This is a genomic window from Megasphaera sp. DJF_B143 (genome assembly GCF_900320625.1).
In the GTDB taxonomy this organism is placed as follows: Bacteria; Bacillota; Negativicutes; order Veillonellales; family Megasphaeraceae; genus Megasphaera; species Megasphaera hexanoica.
In genome coordinates, this window is record NZ_ONTA01000072.1 from 1 (window position 1) to 2,890 (window position 2,890).

At 45.7% G+C, this 2,890-nt stretch carries 4 protein-coding genes and 1 riboswitch; of the genes, 3 read left to right on the forward strand and 1 reads right to left on the reverse strand.

The genetic code is table 11. From position 1 onward, the window contains the following. Positions 1-269 precede the first annotated feature (269 nt). Positions 270-367, forward strand: a riboswitch (SAM riboswitch). A gap of 89 nt (positions 368-456) precedes the next feature. The 3 genes from DBO31_RS02095 (at position 457) to DBO31_RS02105 (ending at position 2,040) form a co-directional block, all read left to right on the forward strand. Continuing rightward, positions 457-1,281, forward strand: a complete 825-nt coding sequence (locus tag DBO31_RS02095; RefSeq protein ID WP_059077044.1) for a MetQ/NlpA family ABC transporter substrate-binding protein — start codon at positions 457-459, stop codon at positions 1,279-1,281. A gap of 134 nt (positions 1,282-1,415) precedes the next feature. Continuing rightward, on the forward strand, positions 1,416-1,781 hold the full coding sequence (gene trxA / locus DBO31_RS02100) for a thioredoxin (protein ID WP_150824324.1): 366 nt from the start codon (positions 1,416-1,418) through the stop codon (positions 1,779-1,781). 19 nt (positions 1,782-1,800) lie between these two features. Continuing rightward, a complete protein-coding gene (locus DBO31_RS02105) occupies positions 1,801-2,040 on the forward strand; it encodes a TIGR03905 family TSCPD domain-containing protein (protein WP_113855335.1) in 240 nt (79 codons plus the stop codon). Positions 2,041-2,131: 91 nt separating this feature from the next. Here the strand turns inward: DBO31_RS02105 and DBO31_RS02110 are convergent. Next, the coding region (locus DBO31_RS02110; RefSeq protein ID WP_150824325.1) for a PhzF family phenazine biosynthesis protein at positions 2,132-2,890 on the reverse strand (759 nt) is incomplete at its 5' end.

The window sequence follows — 2,890 nt, forward strand, 5'->3', positions numbered from 1 at the left end:
CGAAACACGTATTGCGCACTTTTATTGTACTGTATTCATATATATTGTCTATCCGGTAAAAGATAAAAAACATCTAATTTTCTTAATGCATCCTATTTTTTCATATGTAGTATATGTTATTTTTTATAAAGGTTGTTATATATTTCAATTGGAAATAATGCAATACATAAAAACGGTATTTTTTGTGATCTGTATTTTTAGATATAGAAAAAACTAATGCTTGACAAGAGAAAAAAACTATGCTAACATCTGCATCATCAACTGAATACGTTTCATCAAGAGCAGTCGAGGGAATGGCCCGATGACACTGCGGCAACCGCCATAAGGTATGGTGCCAACTCCATCGGATTATTCCGGCAGATGAATCATAGGATTAATAAAGCCGTCATCTGCATGACGGCTTTTTTGTTGATACGGACTTATTTTTTATACACACTCAGGAGAGGGGTACGAAACATGAAATCATCTATTAAAAAAATCATTTCTGCCGGCCTCATCGCAGCTATCTGCGTATTTGCTGCCGGCTGCGGTTCCAGCAATGACAGCAAAGGCGACCAGGCAAAAAAAGAAATTAAAGTAGGGGTAACAGCTGGTCCTCATGCAGAAATCATGGATGAAGTAGCGAAAGAAGCTGCCAAACAGGGGATTACCATCAAAGTCGTAGAATTCAACGATTATGTACAGCCTGATAAAGCACTGGCCGAAAAAGACCTCGACATGAACTCCTACCAGCATCAGCCGTACCTTGACAATATCGTCAAAAAGCAGGGCCTGAAGCTCACGTCTGTTGGAAAGACGATTCTCATGCCTATGGCCGTTTATTCACACAAATATAAATCTCTCGATGAAGTTGCTCCGGGCAGCAAAGTCACCATTCCGAACGACCCGTCCAACGGCGCCCGTGCCCTGCTCCTCTTGCAGCAGGCCGGCCTGATCAAATTGAAGAACGGCGATTCCATCGAAGCTTCCGTTGCTGATATCACAGAAAACCCGAAAAATCTGAAATTCGTCGAACTCGATGCCGCCCAAACGCCGCGTTCTCTCGATGATACAGACATCGCCTGCGTTAATACCAACTACGCCATTCCGGCCGGTCTGAATCCGAAAAAAGATTCCATCCTTGTAGAATCCATTGAATCGCCCTACGCCTGCGTATTCGCTGTCCGCCAGGGTGACGAAAACAATGAAACATATAAGAAAGTCGTTCAGATTTATCAGTCCGAAGCGATCAAGAAATTTATCAACGATAAATATCAAGGAACCATCCTGCCTGCATTCTAATAGCCGGCAAAACGGCCTGTCACATCGGTGACAGGCCGTTTTTTTCTAAGCGTCTGCGTTATATTAAAGTTCGATGGTACAAACAATAAATCTTGTATATTATACATTAAAATTTTTCTCGTAAAATTTGACAAATGTGTGATATAATAGAAGTGTCTCACAGACAATACGCATACCAAAGGAGTGAATCATATATGGAATACACATTTACCAATGATAATTTCAATCAGGAAGTCCTGCAGTCCGATAAACCGGTCCTCGTTGATTTCTGGGCCACCTGGTGCGGTCCCTGCCGTATGGTAGCCCCCGTCGTCGAAGAAATAGCTAATGAACATCCGGAATACAAAGTAGGCAAAGTCAATGTAGATGAACAGCCGGAACTGGCCCAGCAGTTCAATGTCATGAGCATCCCGACTCTCCTGGTCTTCAAGAATGGCCAGCTCTACAAGAGTTCTGTCGGTGCCCAGCCGAAAGCCAGCATTCTGGCACTCTTCGATTAATGACGAAAGGAGGATTCCCTTGCATACGTATAAACCGAGTGGCATCTGTGCCACACAGATTGATTTTGACGTCAGAGATGGAAAAGTCTATGATGTCGCCTTTACAAAGGGCTGTCCCGGCAATCATCTCGGCCTTTCCAGCCTTGCTGAAGGAATGCCCGTCGCCGAAGTCATCCGCCGTCTGGAAGGCATCCGCTGCGGAGAACGCACTACGTCCTGTCCGGATCAGCTGGCCCAGGCATTAAAAGAATACGTCTGATCTGGTTATCCTGACCGCTTAAAAGGGGATTGTATCAGCATGAGTAACCTCTCATGCCGGTACAATCCCCCTTTTATATTTTCACAATGAATCAAATTTTAAGGTCAGCTTCGGAATACAAGACCGCATAACCCGCCATGGCGATGTGACCATCTTCTATATGGCAGTACAATTCCCCGCCACGGCGTGACGCCTGATAGGCAACTAAATCACTCTTACCTAGTTTTTCTGCCATGACCGGGATAATATGGCAATGCCCGCTGCCGCATACCGGGTCTTCCGGTACGGATAATTTAGGAGCAAAGGAGCGGCTGACACAGTCATACTCCGTTCCTTTTGCCGTAACATTGCACAGCAGTCCATCAAGGTGTTTTAGTTTTTCCATATCGGGCTGGCATTCCCGGACCTGTGTTTCATTTTCCAGTACACAGAGAAGGTCCCGGGCCATGTATGCTTCTACCGGGCGGACTCCCAGCGCGTTTTCCATGGCATCGGTCACAGGCACCGGCTTCATATCATAAGCGGGAAAATCCATGGAGAACAGTTGACCTTTCCGGGTCACTGTAAGCACGCCGCTCAATGTATGAAAGACAAAGGTCTGACACTGTGGTTCGACAAAATTTGCCAGGACAAAGGACGTCCCCAGCGTCGCATGACCGCAGAGATCGATTTCTCCGCCTGGCGTAAACCAGCGCAGCCGGTATCCATCTTTTTCCTTTACAGTAAAAGCGGTCTCGGACAAATTATTTTCCATGGCAATGTTCTGCATCATCTCATCGGAAGGCCAGGAATCCATAACGCATACAGCGGCCGGATTTCCTTTGAATACTTCTTTCGTAAAGGCATCGAC

Bases quoted from the DNA above. Each gene is read 5' to 3' on its own strand.
- DBO31_RS02095 (WP_059077044.1), top strand. From the start codon at position 457: ATGAAATCATCTATTAAAAAAATCATTTCTGCCGGCCTCATCGCAGCT.
- trxA (WP_150824324.1), top strand. From the start codon at position 1,416: ATGTGTGATATAATAGAAGTGTCTCACAGACAATACGCATACCAAAGG.